This window comes from Nitrosovibrio tenuis, from assembly GCF_900109785.1.
GTDB lineage: Bacteria > Pseudomonadota > Gammaproteobacteria > Burkholderiales > Nitrosomonadaceae > Nitrosospira > Nitrosospira tenuis_A.
In genome coordinates this window covers 17,853-35,788 of sequence record NZ_FOBH01000002.1, presented here as the reverse complement: position 1 = coordinate 35,788, position 17,936 = coordinate 17,853, and the positions used below count along the sequence as shown (strand labels likewise).

Annotated in this window: 20 protein-coding genes; 3 read left to right on the top strand and 17 right to left on the bottom strand. The window is 52.9% G+C overall.

Annotation, left to right across the window (positions count from 1 at the left end; all coding sequences use genetic code 11):
- Positions 1 to 280: 280 nt before the first annotated feature.
- The 3 genes from BMX00_RS02875 to BMX00_RS02865 all read left to right on the top strand — a co-directional run bounded on the left by BMX00_RS02875 (position 281) and on the right by BMX00_RS02865 (position 3,539).
- The gene (locus tag BMX00_RS02875) at positions 281 to 922 is read left to right on the top strand and encodes a methyltransferase (RefSeq protein WP_218141475.1); all 642 of its coding nucleotides are present in this window, start codon (positions 281 to 283) and stop codon (positions 920 to 922) included.
- A 198-nt stretch (positions 923 to 1,120) separates the two neighbouring features.
- Positions 1,121 to 1,345, top strand: coding sequence for a hypothetical protein (locus BMX00_RS02870; RefSeq protein WP_090826958.1), 225 nt, complete (start codon positions 1,121 to 1,123; stop codon positions 1,343 to 1,345).
- Between the two features lie 439 nt (positions 1,346 to 1,784).
- On the top strand, positions 1,785 to 3,539 hold the full coding sequence (locus BMX00_RS02865; RefSeq protein WP_090826956.1) for an ABC transporter ATP-binding protein: 1,755 nt from the start codon (positions 1,785 to 1,787) through the stop codon (positions 3,537 to 3,539).
- A gap of 88 nt (positions 3,540 to 3,627) precedes the next feature.
- On the opposite strand, the gene BMX00_RS02860 is transcribed toward BMX00_RS02865, so the two are convergent.
- The 17 genes from BMX00_RS02860 to BMX00_RS02775 all read right to left on the bottom strand — a co-directional run bounded on the left by BMX00_RS02860 (position 3,628) and on the right by BMX00_RS02775 (position 17,785).
- Positions 3,628 to 4,545 (bottom strand): rhamnan synthesis F family protein, encoded by a 918-nt coding sequence (locus BMX00_RS02860; protein ID WP_245727619.1) that lies wholly within the window; start codon positions 4,543 to 4,545, stop codon positions 3,628 to 3,630.
- 42 nt (positions 4,546 to 4,587) lie between these two features.
- Positions 4,588 to 6,147, bottom strand: coding sequence for an alternate F1F0 ATPase, F1 subunit alpha (locus BMX00_RS02855; RefSeq protein ID WP_090826952.1), 1,560 nt, complete (start codon positions 6,145 to 6,147; stop codon positions 4,588 to 4,590).
- 98 nt (positions 6,148 to 6,245) lie between these two features.
- Positions 6,246 to 7,106 (bottom strand): F0F1 ATP synthase subunit B family protein, encoded by an 861-nt coding sequence (locus tag BMX00_RS02850; RefSeq protein ID WP_090826950.1) that lies wholly within the window; start codon positions 7,104 to 7,106, stop codon positions 6,246 to 6,248.
- A 3-nt stretch (positions 7,107 to 7,109) separates the two neighbouring features.
- Complete coding sequence (locus BMX00_RS02845) at positions 7,110 to 7,391, bottom strand: F0F1 ATP synthase subunit C (protein ID WP_090827654.1); 282 nt, start codon at positions 7,389 to 7,391, stop codon at positions 7,110 to 7,112.
- A gap of 78 nt (positions 7,392 to 7,469) precedes the next feature.
- Positions 7,470 to 8,219: a F0F1 ATP synthase subunit A gene (locus tag BMX00_RS02840; protein ID WP_090826948.1), complete on the bottom strand. Its 750-nt coding sequence runs from the start codon at positions 8,217 to 8,219 to the stop codon at positions 7,470 to 7,472.
- Positions 8,220 to 8,237: 18 nt separating this feature from the next.
- Positions 8,238 to 8,564, bottom strand: coding sequence for an N-ATPase subunit AtpR (locus tag BMX00_RS02835; RefSeq protein ID WP_090826946.1), 327 nt, complete (start codon positions 8,562 to 8,564; stop codon positions 8,238 to 8,240).
- Positions 8,557 to 8,874, bottom strand: coding sequence for an AtpZ/AtpI family protein (locus tag BMX00_RS02830; protein WP_218141474.1), 318 nt, complete (start codon positions 8,872 to 8,874; stop codon positions 8,557 to 8,559). Before BMX00_RS02830 ends, BMX00_RS02835 begins: the two co-directional genes overlap by 8 nt.
- Positions 8,875 to 8,896: 22 nt before the next feature.
- A complete protein-coding gene (locus BMX00_RS02825; protein WP_090826942.1) occupies positions 8,897 to 9,286 on the bottom strand; it encodes a F0F1 ATP synthase subunit epsilon in 390 nt (129 codons plus the stop codon).
- Positions 9,287 to 9,289: 3 nt separating this feature from the next.
- Complete coding sequence (atpD, locus tag BMX00_RS02820) at positions 9,290 to 10,747, bottom strand: F0F1 ATP synthase subunit beta (protein ID WP_090826940.1); 1,458 nt, start codon at positions 10,745 to 10,747, stop codon at positions 9,290 to 9,292.
- A gap of 70 nt (positions 10,748 to 10,817) precedes the next feature.
- Entirely contained in the window at positions 10,818 to 11,252 is a 435-nt protein-coding gene (locus BMX00_RS02815) for a phospholipase D-like domain-containing protein (protein WP_245727617.1), read from the bottom strand.
- Positions 11,253 to 11,598: 346 nt separating this feature from the next.
- Positions 11,599 to 12,072 carry a YbhB/YbcL family Raf kinase inhibitor-like protein gene (locus BMX00_RS02810; protein ID WP_090827652.1) on the bottom strand — a complete coding sequence of 158 codons (474 nt, stop codon included), beginning with the start codon at positions 12,070 to 12,072 and terminating at the stop codon, positions 11,599 to 11,601.
- A gap of 164 nt (positions 12,073 to 12,236) precedes the next feature.
- Positions 12,237 to 12,749 (bottom strand): Hsp20/alpha crystallin family protein, encoded by a 513-nt coding sequence (locus BMX00_RS02805; protein WP_090826938.1) that lies wholly within the window; start codon positions 12,747 to 12,749, stop codon positions 12,237 to 12,239.
- Positions 12,750 to 12,798: 49 nt separating this feature from the next.
- On the bottom strand, positions 12,799 to 13,248 hold the full coding sequence (locus BMX00_RS02800; RefSeq protein WP_090826936.1) for a CBS domain-containing protein: 450 nt from the start codon (positions 13,246 to 13,248) through the stop codon (positions 12,799 to 12,801).
- 118 nt (positions 13,249 to 13,366) lie between these two features.
- Positions 13,367 to 13,873, bottom strand: a complete 507-nt coding sequence (locus BMX00_RS02795; RefSeq protein WP_090826934.1) for a BCAM0308 family protein — start codon at positions 13,871 to 13,873, stop codon at positions 13,367 to 13,369.
- 149 nt (positions 13,874 to 14,022) lie between these two features.
- Entirely contained in the window at positions 14,023 to 15,654 is a 1,632-nt protein-coding gene (groL, locus tag BMX00_RS02790) for a chaperonin GroEL (protein ID WP_090826932.1), read from the bottom strand.
- A gap of 292 nt (positions 15,655 to 15,946) precedes the next feature.
- Positions 15,947 to 16,393 (bottom strand): Hsp20/alpha crystallin family protein, encoded by a 447-nt coding sequence (locus tag BMX00_RS02785; protein WP_090826930.1) that lies wholly within the window; start codon positions 16,391 to 16,393, stop codon positions 15,947 to 15,949.
- Positions 16,394 to 17,008: 615 nt separating this feature from the next.
- Positions 17,009 to 17,785 carry a Kazal-type serine protease inhibitor family protein gene (locus tag BMX00_RS02775; RefSeq protein WP_090826926.1) on the bottom strand — a complete coding sequence of 259 codons (777 nt, stop codon included), beginning with the start codon at positions 17,783 to 17,785 and terminating at the stop codon, positions 17,009 to 17,011.
- Positions 17,786 to 17,936: the final 151 nt, after the last annotated feature.

Below are 17,936 nucleotides of genomic sequence, written 5' to 3'. Positions count from 1 at the left end.
GCCACGTTAGGTGTGGGCGACTCTGTTGCAAAGAAGGCTGTAACGTTAACTACTTTATACCATACTATAATGAATTCGTTTTACAGCCATCAGCTCAGTCAAACACTCAACAAAAGATTGAAATGATGCCCCAACCTATATCCACAATCCGTATATGTGGATGTGCGCAATGCGGTAATTCAATTGCTTGCTGAAAGGATAAATTTCAATGCAGAACAATCCACTCAAAACCATAAAACAAATCACAAGAAGAGCTATTGTGCGGACCTTGCCTAAGGACATGTCCGATTTCATTTTTTCCATGAAGCATCGCACTACATGGCGAAAAGATAACCATAGTCATTTGGAATATCAGGAACAGTACCTTGGACGGGAACCGGTCATACTTGAACTAAAAAAACTGATGAACGACATACACTGCGACAGTCCGAAAATACTTGAATTTGGCTGTAGCGGCGCAAATGTTTTACGCCTCATCAAGAAGCATATTCCCCATCATACTTATTGTGGAGTCGATCTTAATGAAAACGCTATCGATTTTGCACGCAAACAATTTCCCAACGATACGTTTTACGTATGCGATGACATCGGGCTACCCAAACTGATACCGCAACTGGGCCGTCAGGATGTATTTTTAGCTCTGGGAGTTTTTTATTATATAAATTCACCCAAAGTTCAGGAGATTTTAATTAACGCCGCGCAAATAGCCGATTACGTGGTTATACTCGATGAGCTAAGTTGCTTCAACCTGCCCTCAGGCAAAAATGAGGGCTTGTTTTTCCACTCGTTTTCCGCAATGTGCCGTAAGGCAGGGCTGGAAATAGTTGTCGAGCCTGTATTCAGCAACGGACCACGGAAAACGGAAGGGTATTTTATAGCCCGATCCTCAGCCAGAGCCGCTTCAGCTAATGTCAGCGATTGATGTCCCGTCAGCTGTCATGAAAGCCGGTCTCTTGTGTTGAGCTGCAGCGGGAATGATCTTGAAAGCTCGCCTTCCACCGCCAGTCTTCGAGCAGCAGCGTTGGGAAACCGCAAGGCTTCGATTGACGGTGCAACCAAAGGATGTGAGGCGGCTCTTTATGAATTGGCGCTTCGTATATGCGACGTTAGGGAGTAAAACATGGATCTGTCGCTACTTCAGTGGCCTGCAATGGTAGTGAACATACTTGCAGTCTGGTTGCTGACTTCCCAATCCAAGCATAAACGCCATGCCGGATTTTTGCTTTCTCTCCTCAGCAATGCTTTATGGGTGGTGTGGGGATGGTACGCTGAGGCCTTTGCAGTGCTCGGCCTCCAGGTTGCGCTGGCTACCCTTAATTTTCGCGGGGTACGAAAAACCGATTAGTTAACCTCAACTGGACCGCCAAAAATAGCGTGGTATTTCGCTAGTGAAGGAAGAATAAACGCTGCCTCTAAAATCTCCATATGCTGATTTATATTCTATAAAATGATAGAATTCGCCCGCGGGGGTTTCTGAATAGGCTCCGGTTTGTGTTAGCTCCTAAAGTTACTGTTCGTTCCTAAAGTTGTGTTGGTTCCCAAAGTTCCCAGTTTCCAGCTCAGCTGCCTATTGAGCATTCTCGAGCATCTGCTGAACTCATCCAGGCTTGGTAAACTTATCAGCGAACCCACATCTTCTCAAAAAGTTTTACGGCATTAAAATTGGCGATATTCGCGCCACCGTCCGCCAAATTGGCTATTACACAGCTCTTGTCCGAGGTTTATTGTTCGGGTTTTACAAAGGACTATCCGATATGATAGTCCATACTCCGTAAATCCAGGTTATGCGTACTCTCTTCACCTACTGCATGCTGTTTCCCCGCCGCACCACCTACGTCCTGGTCGCGCTGCTTGCAGCAGGTATCGCCGAAGGACTAAGCCTGACCGCCCTTCTCCCTTTGCTTTCGATTGCCGTAGGCGATCCCACCAATTCCGATATCGGACGGCAAATCGTGCAATTGCTGCAAAGGGTTGGTATCGAACCAACCATCGGCGTGATGCTATTGATCATTGTTGCCGGCATGATCACGAAAAGCCTTATATTGCTGGTAGCCAACAGGCAGGTTGGTTATACGGTCGCCCATGTCGCGACTTCGCTGCGCCTGGAACTTATTGACGCATTGCTCGGCAGCCGCTGGCAATACTATTTGCGGCAGCCCATGGGTTCGCTGGCGAACTCTGTCGCTACCGAGGCGTACCGCGCAGCCAATGGGTTTGAGCACGCCGCCACAGTTCTGGCGCTCGCAATGCAGGTCATCGTTTATGGAACGGTTGCCATGTTTATTTCATGGCAGGCAACGCTTACCTCTTTCCTGATCGGCATGGTGATACTGCACCTGCTGCATCGGTTAATCCGTGCCACCGGCCGTGCCGGAGCGAAGCAGACTCAACTGTTGCGCCACCTGTTGACGTACCTTTCCGATGTGCTCGGCTCGGTAAAATCGCTCAAGGCCATGGCGCGGGATAATGTCGCTGAAGCCATTCTACGCGATCAAACCAGGCAGCTGGAGAAGGCCACGAGACGAGAGGTCATGGCGCGGGAAGCGTTAACAGCCCTCCAGGAACCGATACTGGCGGCCATTATGGCGATGGGTTTATATCTGGCCCTCGTTATGTGGGAGCTTTCACTGCCATCGGTAATGGTAATTGCCTTCCTGCTCACGCGTCTCCTGGGTTTGCTTAACAAAACACAACGGAAGTATCAAAACCTCACTGCGCAGGAAAGCGCGTACTGGGCGTTGCGAACAGCGATTGAAGAAGCGCGCGCGGCGGCGGAAAGAACCGGCGGGACCCTGCCACCCATGCTGCAAAAAGGGATCAGCTTGCGCCATATCCATTTCGATTACGGCGCCAAGCCGATATTTCGGGATCTCAACCTTGAAATTCCGGTGAACTCGTTTACCACAATTGCAGGGCCTTCGGGAGTGGGCAAAAGCACCCTGCTGGACCTGCTTTGTGCGCTGGCCGAACCCAAGTCGGGAGAGATTCTTATAGATGGCGTATCTCTGCGTGAAATCAATCCACGTGAATGGCGGCACATGATCGGCTATGTTGCCCAGGAAAATGTCTTGCTGCACGATACCATCCTCAGCAACATCATTGTCGGCGCACCGGATCTGGTTGAAGCCGACGCAGAAAGGGCGCTGCGCCAAGCCGGCGCCTGGGATTTCGTCAGCGCCCTTCCGGAAGGGCTGCATACGGTAGTTGGGGAACGCGGCGGCCTGCTATCTGGCGGGCAGCGCCAGCGCATTGCGATTGCCCGGGCATTGGCTCATCAACCGCGTTTTCTGCTGCTTGACGAACCCACCAGCGCGCTCGATCCCGATAGCGAACGACTGGTTTGTGAAACCTTGCGGGATCTGGCACGAAGCCTTACCGTTGTTGCAATATCCCATCAGCCCGCCCTTATCAATGTCGCAGACCATATATTTACTCTTTCCAAAGGCAAAGCGGAGCGGCTGCAACGCTTATCCAAGTTGGAAAGCGATGCGGGAGTTGTATCGTCCGGGTCGCGGATGAGCGCATCGGGCTCCCTGTAGGATTAACGGATTGGCGGGCGCATAGCGCCACCGGGGACGAGACGTATCTCATAGGGGAGCATATACGGCGATTTCCATCAAGTGCCGATCATCCACCACGCAGCCAGTCATTTAAAATCTCTACGTTATAATCCGAATTTGCTGTTGCAAGCACTTCGGAAATCTCCTTGATGCTTACGCCCTTCCGCGCCAACAGGCTTTTTTTTATAAACGGAAATTTGAACTCGGTAATAAGCGTTTTCCATAAATGGAAGGTGGGCTCTATCCACATTTTTGGCCTCTCCTCATAGCTGACACGCTCCAGGACGTGTTTCAGGCCATACAGTGCTGCGGCACTGAATCGAAGACCCAGCAACCGGGAAAAACCTACTTCGTATCGTCTGATTATTGCCTCCTTGAGTTCCAGAACATCCACCTGGTTAAAAAAATTGATGAAATCGTCAGAGACAATGACAGACTTTTTACAATAGAGGAAATACGATTGTAGATGGGGATAAAAACGCAGAGAATCTGTCATTCCAATAATATCCGCATCGCAACGTTCCATATTTGGAACCAAATCGTCGATGCTGAAAAGGGGGCCGAGAACACTGTCATTAGCTAACAAAAGAGCGGCGTGAGATTTGTATTGGGGATATTCTTCGAGCCCTGTTTTCCATCCATAAAAATCATAGCCTTTATTCTCCCGATTGATTATGCAGATACAGTATTCCGACAGTTTTTTCAAATCTATGTCCGAAATGCCGTCGCTCGAGCTGATGAATATGGTGTTGAATCCCGCCACTGCAAGCGCATCAAGGTAGTAGTACACATTCTTCCTGACAAGATTCTGTTTGTCATAGCTACAGAAGAAACAAACGGGCTGGTCGTAATTCGGCGTTACAAGTCCTTTATGGCGATATCTCACCAAAGGCTTGCCATACGACTTCTTCTTTCTTAAACGTGAACTGGTCAAATTCCAGAAGTATCTCAACTCCCCGCGTACCGCTTTAACATACCAACGCACAGTATCCTCGATTTTTTTAAAAATGCCGGCTTCCGTTCGCTTTCAGCCTGGTCTGCTTTCGCTTTCCTGAGGGCCGGACTTGCGAGGTTCAGGGATGAATCCCAAAGCGATGAGCGCCTTACTGGCGATCTGGATTATGGATTCACGCTCTGCATCATTTAAATTCTCGACTGTCTTGCTCTCCTCTCGCCCCCCGGCAGTCAGGCCTGCTGCTGCCTGCCTTACCGCCAGCTCGGCATCAGCCATCCGATCGAGCGGTACATCGTCGAAAAGTCTGGCGGTCAGCGCCAAAAGTACCGCGATTTGTTCGATTACAGTAACCGGCGAAGATTCGGGTTGCTTGAGGCATGCACGAATGCGCCGTCCATGCTCGATAATCTTCCGAGTATTTTCATCCATCCTGGCGCCAAACCGCGCAAAAGTTTCCAGCTCTTCAAACTGCGCATAGTCGAGCTTCAGGTCCCCAGCCACTGCGAGATAAACGGCGCGCTGCGCTTTGCCGCCCACACGCGACACGGATTTGGCCACATCAATAGCAGGCAAAATGCCCAATTCGAACAATGTAGGCGAAAGGTAAATCTGACCGTCCGTGATAGAGATGAGATTGGTGGGAATATAGGCAGAAATATCCTGCGCCTCTGTCTCGATAATTGGAAGCGCAGTCAATGAACCGCCGCCGAGCTCGGTGCGCAGATGAGTGGCTCGCTCCAGTAGCCGCGAGTGGATATAAAAGATGTCGCCGGGATAGGCTTCCCGCCCCGGAGGCCGACGCAGCAGCAAAGACAGCTCTCGATAAGCACGCGCGTGGTGCGTAAGGTCATCATATATGATCAGCACATCGCGGCCCTTCTCCATAAAGTGCTCACCAATGCTCGTGGCAGCGTAAGGGGCGGTATAAATGAGTCCCGGGGGCGCGTTGCCTTCCGCCACAACCACAATGGTGTAACCCATCGCGCCTTTTTCCCGCAAAGTCGCGATTGCCCTGGCTATGCCGGATGCATGTACGCCGATTGCACAGTATATGCAGACGATATTCTCGTCGCGTTGATTCAAAATGGTGTCGAGCGCAATTGCGGTTTTGCCTGTTTGCCGGTCACCCAGAATCAGTTCCCGCTGGCCACGACCGATCGGTATCAGCGCATCGATGGCCTTGATCCCAGTTTGCAGGGGCACTGTGACAGGTGCCCGGTCGATGATACCCGGAGCCGGACGTTCTATCGGCAGCCGTTTTGCGGACGTAATCCGTGGTTTGCCGTCCAGGGGCCGCCCCAATGGATCGATGACTCGCCCGATCAATTCGTCATCCACCGCCACATCCATGACGTGTCCCAGGCGCTCTACTTCATCACCGGTATGAAGATGGAAATAATCGTCAAGCAACACCACCCCGATTTCATCCTCTTCGATATTGAATGCTATGCCATACGAATTCCCGGGGAACCTGAGCGCCTCCTCGAATCCAACGCCGGGAAGACCGGATACCTTTGCAATCCCCGATGCAATGCTGGTGATCGTGCCTGTCTCATGCAATTTGAGTTGGGGCTCCCACGCTTCCCGTACCCGCCCCATATGTACAAACACCTGATTGAAAATCTCTTGCATTACCAGTTTATAGCCTTCAAGAAGGTTTCAGCTCGGTTTAAGGGTCTGGAAGCGACAAAGGTGTTTCCCAACGCGACAGAGAAACCTTTTGAAAATTACTATGCTTTGTCTTCGGCCTGGGATTTCAGTTCCGATTCGGATTCGGGTTGAAAATGTGTTTTAAGAACTTCCTCTATCTCCTTTTCCATCGAAGCGAGATAGTCCGCGACGTGCCACGCCAACTTATACCCATTCATGACGACTTCAATGCCGCTGATCAGATCCGGCTTGGCCGCAAACCGGACGGGAACCTCAAATGGAACTTCCCCGCCAAGAATTTCCTTGAGCACAGACTCAATCATACTTTGCTGCGCTGCAGACAACTCAAATACGCTACGAACCATAATCCCCGGCACAAGCTTTTCATCGCCGGCTGCAACGGAGGTCACGAGCGCAGGCATCCTGACGGCCGAAGTCAGCTGTACCTTTTCCTCATGACCAAGCTTGCGCAGCCGTTTAATAAATGCTTCCACCATATGCGCTTCAAGCGTGGTATTGGCCAGATCAGCCAGGACCCTTCGAGCAATGGCAAATACTTCCGCGCATGTTTGGCGGGCAATGGCCTGGCTCAGGTTATGGTATTCAAGTTTTAACGCCCTCTCCCACTTGGCTCGGAGTTCTTGCGCATCCTGCCGTGCCGCAGCGATCAGCCGCCCGCGTTCGGCTCGCGCCTCATCCACGGCCTTGCGCAAAAGCTCGGCCCGCTGCAAGTCGAACTCATCATTTTTCTGCTGGAACACATGGCGCTCCTTCTCCGCTTCCATTTTTTTTGCATTGGCATCGGCGAGTTCGGCGGCAATGCGCCTTTCCCTCGCATCAAGGGCTTCGAGTATGGGTTGGTAGAGAAGGCGTTTCAGCAGCCATACCAGAATGAGAAAGTTGACGGCCTGTGCAATAACGGTGAACCAGTCGATCAGCACAGATTATTTTCCCGCAGCCCCGGTGATTGCGTAATTCCAGAATGGATTGGCGAAGATCAGGATCATGGAGACCACAAAACAATAGATTGCCGTCGATTCTATTATCGCAAGCCCGACAAACAATGTTCGGGTAATGGTCGTGGCCGCGTCGGGCTGCTGCGCCAGCGAACTCAGTGCCGTGGAGACCGCTCTCCCTTCCCCCAGCGCTGGGGCGATCACGCCAATGCTGATTGTCAGGCCTGCCGTAATAATTGATACGATTGCGATAAGCGTGATGCTATCCATGATCTCTCCTTCGATTCGTATTCTTGCATGGGTGAAACATTCCGGGAGCAATGTTTTGGAAGTCATCTGATGGCACTTTTATTTTTCCCTTTCCAGAGCAGGCTTATCCGCTTTAGCCACGTTCTCCTGAAGAGAAGAACGATTGGGCCTCATGGAATCCGGGCGAGCGCTATTCGTAGCTGCGGCAATATAAACCGTGGCAAGAATGCTGAAAATATAGGCTTGAACCATACCTGTCAGCAGGCCGAGCGCACTCAGGATCACAGGAAAGATGAACGGAGTGATCGCCAGCAGAATCGCAAGAATCATCGTTCCGCTCATCATATTGCCGAACAGGCGAACAGCCAGAGCGAGGGTGCGCGAGAACTCACCAATTATGTTGAACGGCAGCATGATAGGCATCGGCTCGAGGTAAGAGCGAAGATAGCGGGCCAGCCCCTGTTCTTTTATACCGTATAACGGCACGGCAAAAAATACGCAAAGCGCGAGTGCCGCCGTCGTAGAGAGCGAGCCGGTCGGCGGTGCATAACCCGGAATGATCGTAAAGAGGCTGGCTATCGCGATAAACAGAAACAGCGTGCCGACGAAGCTGAGATATCTCCGTGGCTGGCGCAAACCCACGTCTTCAATATGCTTGTAAGTTGCGATAATTACAATTTCCAGCAAATTTTGCCCGTGCGCGCGTTCCAGCCCGATGGAGAGTCTGCGGGTCACGATTTTTGAGCCGGCAGCCAGGATAAGCATGAGGCCCCAGGTATATAAAATCGTAGCGTTCAGTTTCAGAAACCCATACTGCCAAAATATAAGGTCATCAGGACTAAGGTGCATGGCTTGCGGGGCTGCTGGCTAAAACTGTTTTTTTACTAATGACTCTGCAATTGGCAAAAGCCGCGTTGCCGCCAGCCTGGCGATGATAAATCCAAGCAGGCCTGCGGCCAGCGTTTTCCATCCACTGCCCGGCAGGGTCAACAAAAAATGGAACCCGCTCACGGCAAGGCTCATCCGCAGCACCATGCTGCAAATGAACCAGGACCCCGGCCGGCGGGAGGAAAGGCCGCGGCGAACCGTCCACCACAGGCCTATGAAAAACATCGCTCCCAGCAGGACGCCGGTTGCTAGCGGCGGCGTTAACAGGAACATCGAGGCCAGCATCTCATCCAGGATTTCATTCATGGTGATCCTTCTCCCGCTCGTCGGTTTCCCTGTCTTCCCTGGCTACCCAATGCCAGGCATTCAAACAACCGACGAACAGACCGGCAAACAGGAGCGTTAGCGTCCAGGAATGGCTCATGGGGTAGCGCTGATCCAGCCATGCGCCGAGCGCGGCGCCAAGCACGGTTGGCAATACTACCGACCAGCCAACAAGCCCGATCATGGATAAGCCGGACCACACCAGCCGCGCGGCATCGCGCTGCGTCCGCCGGCCCTTCAACTTGCGCTCGGCCTTGACGCCAACCCGCCGGATTAATGCAGGCTCATTCATTGACTGCTTCTTCTCCCGTTCGTCATTCACGAAAGAATTCTGCGAAACGGCGTATAAAACCGCTTTCCATTTTTGCCACCGCCTGGCGCACGCTCTGCTCCTGTGCGTCCATATTGGAAAATTCTTTCGACACGACCTCGCGCAGTGTAGCGAGATCGACACCTTCTATGGCTTTGCGTACCGCGACCAGCACATCCGTACCCGTTTTTATCAGAATGCCCTCATCGACAGCCAGGTAGGTTTCCCCCTTGCCCTCAGTCTCGAAAACAAAAATTCCCGGTACAAGCACAGCCACGCAATCGAGCCGGTTGGGCAAGAATCCAAATGAACCGGCGTCCGTTTCGGCTATGATGCGCACTATCCCGGTTTTCTCGGTAAAGACTGCAAAAGGCAGAAGAATCTTCAGATTCATACACTACAAGTTTGCCCGACCCGGCTTTGAAGAATTTCCGGCCAAGCCTTGCATAAAGCCCGGTGCAGCCGCCTGGCGGACCGGAGGCTTTTCTGCCTCGCCAGCCGTCCCGATCATATACAACGATCTCTCCGGCATATCTTTGAATTCATCCTGCAGGATGCGCTCGCAACCGTCCAGCGCATCCTCAAGACTCACGAGTTTCCCTTTGATGCCGGTGAACTGTTCAGTCGTAAAAAAAGGTTGAGTGAGAAAACGCTCCAGCCGCCTGGCGCGCGCCACAACATGACGGTCTTCCGGTGATAGCTGTTCAAGTCCAAGCATGGCAATAATGTCCTTGAGTTCCGCGTATTGCGCCAGCGTGCGGCGGATTTCCTGGGCGATATGGTAGTGCCTTTGGCCGATAACGGTCGGCGTGGCCATTTTGGAACTGGATTGCAGCGGATCGATGGCTGGATACAATCCTTCACTGGCCCGCTTGCGCGAGAGCACGATGGAAGCTGAAAGATGCGAAAAAGCGTGTATCGCAGCAGGATCGGTAAAGTCATCCGCCGGAACATATACTGCCTGAATCGACGTGATAGCGCCGCTATCGGTATTTGCAATGCGTTCTTCCAGCTCCGCCAGCTCCGTGCTCATTGTCGGCTGATAGCCCAGGCGCGATGGCATCTGGCCCATCAGGCCGGAAACCTCCATACCCGCCTGAATAAAACGGAAGATATTGTCAATTAATAATAGTACATCACGATGCTCGTCATCGCGGAAATACTCAGCCATGGTCAGCGCCGCATGACCGGCACGAAATCTGGCGCCGGGAGGCTCATTCATCTGGCCCAAAATCATCACCATGTTTTTCAGCACCCCGGCCTCCACCATGTCACGGTAGAGTTCGGCTCCTTCACGGCAGCGTTCACCTATGCCACAAAAAATGCTCACGCCCTCATGTTGCCCTGCCACATTGTGAATCATCTCGGTGAGCAGGATTGTCTTGCCCACGCCCGCGCCACCGAGCAGACCAGTTTTGCCGCCGCGTTCCAGCGGCATCAGCACATCAATGATTTTGATGCCTGTCTCGAAAATTTCGGATTTAGTGGAGCGCCTTGCCAGAGGTGGCGATGAATGATGAACGGAACGCCATTCCACCCCATCCGGGGCCGGCAGACGGTCTATGGTATCGCCGAAAACATTGAACATGCGCGAGAGCGTTGCGTTGCCCACCGGCACTTTCAGCGGCCCGTGAGTATCCCTGACCGGCATGCCCCTGGCAAGACCTTGCGTCGGCGTCAATGCAATGGCGCGCACGACTTCACCACTGAGCTGGGATAAAACCTCAAGAACGATTTCCTCTTCGCCGCCGGTGCGCAGCAAGGAATGAATAGGCGGCACGCTATTTTCAAAACGGACGTCTACAATGCCGCCACGTACGGAAACAATCGAGCCGAGTTCGGAGAAAGCAGGCATTGGTATTCAGGTTCCAGGGAAGACGAGGCGATTAAATTACGGATGAGCTACCTACGCCTCATCTCCGCTATTACGTATCAACCGGCTGTGAAAAAGGAAGGCAAAGACTTGCACCGTTGGGCCCGTCAGAAAGCGTGTTTTCTCCCGTTAAACCACCGGGAAAATAATCGGCGGCAAATTCTTTTATTCGCGGGCCAATCGACCGCTTGCGCCACGCATCGAGCGTGACAAGCCTGGAGTCGCCTATATCCTTCTCGAACATGCTTTTCATCTGCGAACCAAAGTCCTGGCCGAGAATTACAGCGTTGATTTCCTGATTGTGCTCAATACTGAGCCAGTCGAGGTTGGTTGAGCCTATTGTGGACCAGACGCCATCGATTATCGCGGTCTTGGCATGCAGCAGCGCGTCCTGGCGCTCATAAATCTTCACCCCGGCGCTCAGCAGCTCATCATAGTAGGAGCGCGAAGCATAAAAAACCAGATTTGAATCGGTCTTGCCGGGCAACAGCAATCTTACGTCAACCTTGCGCCGGGCAGCATTTCACAGTGCAGAAAGCAATTGCGGGTCGGGCACAAAATATGCGTTTGTGATATATACGTACGTATCGGCGCTATTGATCGCCGAAATAACGAAGACGATCTGACCATCAACCACAAGCAATTTGCAATGATCCCGGCCCACCGCCAAACCCTTTCGCTGCATGAAGGGATTGTGAAGGGATTGTGAAGGGATTGTGGGTGGTCAAAGTATTTGACATAATATTGAACCAGGTTCATTCAACCGAAGGGAGCCTCTGGGCAAGTCCTCGCAGACGACGAAGTTCCCTGTTCTTTCCCATGTAGCCATGGGATCAATGCTTCTGATATCGGCCGATCAGCTCGGCGTAAGCGATGATATGGCCTTGCATCGCCTTTTCCAGGGTTGCTTTGTCAGGCTGTTTCAAATCTGGTAAAACGGTATCCAATGCATAGAGCTTAAAAAAATATCGATGATTTCCCACTGGGGGGCATGGTCCGCCATAGTCCGTATGGTGCCAATCGTTGAGGCCCTCCCGGGTGCCTGGAGGAAGCTCCGCCGCGGCAATGCCCTCGGGCAACCCGGCGGCGGTGGGTGGAATATTGTATAACACCCAGTGAACCCAGGTTCTTTTAGGTGCGGCGGGATCGGGCGCATCCGGGTCGTCCACAATCAAGACCAGGCTCTTGGCGCCTTCAGGTACTTCTGTCCAGAAAAGCTCTGGCGAAATGTCGTGTCCATCACAGGTATGGCGAGCGGGTATCGCTCCGTGATTGGGAAACGATGACGAAGTAATACTCATGGACATAACGGCTTTCTCCTTTTTTTCGTTCCGGCTGACAGATGAACCGGTCTCAGCCGCCTCAACCCGTTGCAACGCCTGGCTATTGAGGACAACGCCAAGCAGAACCGCGATTCGCAGCCAACGGACGCCATTCAGGTAAACCCCAAAAGTGATATGGTGTTCGGTGGTCACGACACGGGCACGGTACGGCCTTTCTCGCCTTTCGATTTCGGCAAACGTATGGTCAGCACGCCGTTCGTATAGGAGGCCTCGGCCCTGTCTGGATCGACATTATGGGGCAGCGGTATTGCGCGTTCGAAGGTCCCGTAAGCACGTTCCATTACATGATAGGTGCTGTCGTGCGTAGTGCGCTCGAAGCGCTTTTCGCCCTTTATATAGAGCATATTTCCATCTATCGTAATTTGGCAGTCTTTTTTTTCAATCCCCGGTACCTCTATACGCACCACAATCTCCTTGTCCGTTTCTTCCACTTCGCCCGATAGCAGCCCCCAGTTTCGAAAAGCGGGCAACATGCTGCCTGCCCCGCCTTCGTCCCTCTCCTCATCCTTGTTGCGGTTAAAGTGGGTAAGCGCATCGCTGCTATGATGAACCAGTTCACGCCAGCCTTCGGAAATATTCTCCCATGTGCGGCTCAGGCCGCGCCCAATATGTTTTCCTACCTGTTTCAAAGAATCCAGCATGATTCCTCCTACCCAGTGAAGCCGTCGCCGGCCATAACGTTCAATTTGACTATTGACGCTGCCTCGTTTCTTTCCGTTGCTGATACCTTACCAGCCTGGCTATGGCAAGCAGCTCTTCCGACAAGAGTTCCAGCAAATCATCAAGCGCAAGAATGCCAAGCAACGCGCCATTTTCATCCACGACCGGAAGCCGCCTGACGGTCTTGCTGCGCATATACTGAATTGCTTCGAATATGCCCATGCTTTCTTTCACCGTAACCAGATCCTGCTCCATAATATCGCCCACCGTGATGACCGTCGGGTCGAGTTCGGTTGCCATGATTTCCAAAACAATATCGCGATCGGTGACAATGCCGACCGGAATCCGTAAGCCACCACGCTCTTCAACAATCACTACGTCGCCTACATGGTGTTGGCGCATGAGTCTGGCTGCTTCCAGAATGGTATCGTTGCGCTTCACGATCACTACATCACGGCTGCAAATTTCTCCGATAGGCATATGTGCTCCACTATTTTGTCGATCGATCGGATACTGCTTTACGGATCTGCAATGCAGCATTCCGGTTAGATGGCCGGCATCGGCGGAAGACCGGCTCAGCTTCGTCAACCGTTTATGCTTAGCGCATCCAGTGCACGCGCAGCAGATTCTCCCCCTGGTTGTAATGAAACTCCAGATCGCCCTGGTACGCGTCGTGAATCGCGTCACCGAGCCCACGGGCAAGATGGATGTCGGTCGTTGTAATCAACGTCTCGCCGTCTTTTTCTTCGATCGCCATGATGCGCTGAAGCGGATGCTCGGCGCGTTCGCGCTTCTCTACGTTTTGCACGACGTGCAGTATTTCCTCACGATGAGCAGCAAAAAATTCTCCCTGCAAAGTTACAAAACCGGCGGGATACTGGTCGTGTATGCGATGACACGCGGGGCATTTTTCCTGGTGTGCGCCAGTTGGAACTTGCCGCCACTCCCAGCGGCCATCGTGAAAAACCGCCTTGCATTGGGGGCAGACAGTCGGCTCCGGCAGTTTATGTCTTGATTTGTATGCATCATCTACACGCTCTTCAAATATGCTGTCGCGGCGTAAAATCTGGCGAAAAGCGGGAGGTGGTGTGGTTCGCGTTCCCATTGTGAAACTCCTTTTGAATTACACCGTTTATTGTTGCGATGAACAGTTCTGGACTCTTTGGGCGACTTGCGTTTTGCACAACTTCATCTCTTTGGTTTCTCCCCTTCAACCGGAAAACCATCTGCCTGGGCACGATTACCTCTTCGACCCTACGCTGCCGTCTCATCCATCTCGGCCATATCCCCGGGCACTGTATGTTTCTTTGCTGGTAATTCCGCGATCATGACGTCAGTAGCGAGAATCAGGCTTGCGATCGAAGCGGCATTCTGCAGGGCGGAGCGCGTTACCTTGGTGGGGTCGAGAATGCCCATTTCGATAAGATCGCCATATTCTTCGGTGGCTGCGTTGTAGCCGAAGTTGCCCTTTCCCTCCAGCACCTTGGCAAGCACCACCGAAGACTCACCACCGGCATTTGCGACAATTTGCCGCGAGGGCTCTTCCAGGGCCCGAAGCACGATCTCGATGCCTGCTTGCTGTTCGTTATTGCTGCCCTTGAGCGCGCCGATCGCTGCCCTCGCCCGAAGGAGTGCCACACCGCCTCCTGGCAGGATTCCCTCCTGCACTGCGGCACGGGTTGCGTGCAATGCGTCTTCAATTCGTGCTTTTTTTTCTTTCATGCCAGTCTCTGTAGCGGCTCCAACCCTGATCACCGCCACGCCGCCAGCCAGTTTGGCAACACGTTCCTGCAACCTTTCCTTGTCATAATCGCTGGCGGCGTCCGCGATTTGCTGACGGATTTGTTTAACCCGGTTCTCGATCTCCTTGGGGTCGCCCATACCGCCAATCAGCGTCGTGTATTCGTTGCCCACTTCGACGCGCTTGGCTTGGCCAAGCTCCTCCAATGTAGTTTTCTCCAATGTGAGGCCCAGCTCCTCGGTAATGACCTTGCCTCCAGTAAGAACGGCGATATCCTCCAGCATGGCCTTGCGACGGTCGCCGAAGCCCGGCGCCTTGACTGCAGCTACTTTCAAAGTGCCACGAATATTGTTGAGAACGAGGGTCGCCAATGCTTCACCTTCCACATCCTCAGCGATGATAAGCAGGGGATGTCCGGCATCGGCGACTTGCTCCAGTAGCGGAATCAGGTTCTGGATGCTGCTGATTTTTTTGCCATATAAGAGAATGCATGGTTCGTCCAGCACCACGATCTGCTTGTCTGCGCTGGTGATGAAGTAGGGCGACAGGTAGCCACGATCAAACTGCATTCCTTCCACTACTTCCAGCTCATTATGAAGACTCTTGCCATCTTCCAGCGTGATGGCCCCTTCCTTGCCGATTTTCTCCATAGCCTCTGCAATGAGCTCGCCAATCGCGGTGTCAGCATTGGCGGAAACAGCTCCAACCTGGGCAATTTCTTTGCTGGTCATGCATGGTTTGGATATCCTCTTGAGTTCTTCGACGGTAGCGGCAACCGCCGTGTCGATACCGCGCTTGAGATCCATCGGATTCATTCCAGCGACAACATATTTCATCCCTTCGCGGACAATCGCCTGCGCAAGAACGGTAGCGGTGGTGGTGCCGTCTCCCGCCACATCGGATGTTTTGCTGGCCACTTCTTTTGCCATCTGAGCGCCCATATTTTCAAATTTATTCTCGAGTTCGATCTCTTTCGCCACAACGACGCCGGAGTTGGCGACCAAGGGTGCACCGTAGGCGCGCTCGAGGATGACGTTCCGTCCTTTCGGACCGAGCGTCACTTTCACCGTATCCGCCAGGGTATTTACCCCCTTGATGATTCCGGCACGGGCTGCTTCACGGAACAGAATCTGTTTGGCCGGCATGGGCCCTCCAGAATGAATTTGGGCGGGAGCTGCCGGGTATTACCGCACCCCCAAGGCAATCCCGCAACCCGCCCTGGAGTGAACTTTCCGGCTCGCCCAAAAAGCACAATGAATTGCCCTCCGGGCATTCTGTTGTTATGTGTCGTGGTGGCGTTGAGTCAAGAATGAATAGGCGCAAGGCACGGAGGAGTAAGGCCTGAGCGCAACATGCTGCCAAGCAACCGGACGCTGGCCTTTCTTTTGAAGCAATAGCGCGTACCAGCCGCCCAGGCCCGAAAGAAACGGTCGCGCGCTATTTGACCTCGATCCGTTTGGCCGTTTTACCTTCTTTCTTGGGCAATGTCAGTTCCAGTGTGCCATTTTCATACTTGGCCTCGGCTTTGGTTTCATCCACCTCGCTTCCCAGGGTAAAAGTCCTATAGCTCGCGCCTTGGCCGCTTTCGCGATAAATGACTCTTTCTCCCTCCTTTTCCTCTTTTTCCTGTTTGGTTTCATAACCGATCGTGACACGATTACCTTCTACCTGCACCTTGACATCTTCTTTTTTCACACCGGGGAGTTCCGCCCGCACTTTGTAGGCGGTGTCGGTTTCGGACACATCAATCTTGATCTGGTGGGGAGTTTCCACATCCATGGAAAATGGACGCATTCCGAAACCCTTGAACCAGTCATCAATATTGTAAAACGGGTCAAAGCGGGCGATTTCACCGAGAGGTGAACGACGAGCAATATTTGCCATGATTTTCTCCTTTCAAATAGTAGAAATTTCTCCTTCCTTCCCTTCCCTCTTTCCTTTCTTCGTTCCCTGCTTGTTGCTTTCTCCGTTCCCTTCCATATTGCACTTCGTGGATCGTGAATACGTGAACGAGAACCTCAGCGATTAGATCTCTGACTCCGATATGCTATACATCACCTGTTTCCCCATCAGCCTCCCATTGGTGCGTTTCCTCATCACCGGCTCCTCGTCGCTCAGCCTGATAATAGACAGCGGTGGAAATCGCTTGGTGACCTCTTCGCCGTTCTCGCTCGGCTGATCGGTGTGCTTCTGCTGACATTGGCAGATCGGGCACTGGTTTCTCGGAATCCTCAACAGAATCACTGACGCCGTTACGGCTGCTTATGTTTTTTTTAATCCCGGTTATGGGCTTGCTTGATGGTGTGCTTGCCAAAATATAGACCTTTTCAGTGAAATTGATCGTTAAGGATATGCAGATGGGCGTAACCTCAACCCGGCTGCATAGCCGGATCTAACGGCTGAATTTGCCGATTTTTAACACCTCGTCAAGCGTGCCTCTGTGCGCTGCCCGACATAAGCAAAAGGTCGGAATATGTTCTTACTGGGCCGGGCCGGCCTCTATTTGCCCTCGCAAATTCCTGGACAATCCGCTCCCCCGCGTTTCGGGTCGCAATCGTCGGCTGGGTCATCCACGCATGTTTTTCCCTGAGGGCATTGAATCCCGGCGATACCCCCACATGCCTGGTGACCAGGCTTCCTGCACTCTCCCTCGTGCTCGATCGATACGCCCGCTGCTGCCGCAGTGCATGCGTTCCCGTACGTTTTACCGTCGCAACCGCAAACTGGGCGGAATTCCCGTGTGCAAATAGTAGGCTTGGTTTTACAGGTGCCCTGCGCATCCGCCACCTTGCACTGTCCGGTACCAAAATCGCAATACTGTTGCGCCCCGGGACAGGTTATTCCGGCGATCCCGCCGCAGCTCAGCGGACCAGTGGAGTAGGCCGGCTTGCATCGATCGGTAAGCTCGACGTTGAGGAAGGTTCCGGGGCGCGGGTGAATCAAACGCAATTGGCTGACGAATGCATTAAACTTTTTTGCCGGCGCGTTAAAACCTGCTTCGGCGCATGCGGACAACCCGCCTTCAATCGGTATTGGACCTCCTGCTCTCGGGCTGTAGACGACGAAAGTGTCGACGGTATTGGCGATAATGGCCTTCCCTACCAATTTGCGGACGGATCGCAATGCGGCGTCATCAAGACCACCGCCGGAATTACTCAGGGTAATATTGACGGCTCGGTTTGCAGAGTCCATGTGCTCGGGGTTTTCCTGGGCAATAGCCAGCACGCTGTGGAGCAGAGCCGTGCCGATCAGTAAAGCATGAGCCAACGTCCGCATTTTTCCTCTCCCGATGTTGAAACCCTATGCAAAGCTGTAGCGTATGCCACCTTTACCCATCCATATTTACCCATCCGTACCGAGCGCCGCGATAATGTTTGGGCAGACAGCAACGCTGGCTCTATCCCCTGAATGGGCATTGACAGATGTG